The following is a 247-nucleotide window of genomic DNA, read 5'->3' as shown; positions in this document are numbered from 1 at the left end:
AGCCAGTTAAACAGGTCCGGATCGTCACATTCCAGCAGACGAATAAAGATGCGTTTTTCGTCATCGCTTAAGCTGTCGTACTCATGTTCGAAAAACGGCATGATTGAAATATCGAGTTCGCGCATACCACGGCGGCATGCCCAATGAATGCGGGCTTTGTTGTTAATGTCCATCTTCTTCCTGTCTCACGAAAATCCAGTACCCGGCTATTGTAACGTGTTTTTCGCCTTCTTTTACGGGAATATCA

The 247-nt window shown here is 45.7% G+C and carries 1 protein-coding gene; it reads right to left on the bottom strand.

The features are described from left to right. The coding region (gene sdhE, locus FN960_RS24630; protein ID WP_143850860.1) for an FAD assembly factor SdhE at positions 1-173 on the bottom strand (173 nt) is incomplete at its 3' end. Between the last annotated feature and the right edge of the window lie 74 nt (positions 174-247).

Source organism: Alkalicoccobacillus porphyridii, from assembly GCF_007293315.1.
Classification (GTDB): Bacteria; Bacillota; Bacilli; order Bacillales; family Bacillaceae_D; genus Alkalicoccobacillus; species Alkalicoccobacillus porphyridii.
This window is presented reverse-complemented; position numbering and strand designations above follow the sequence as displayed.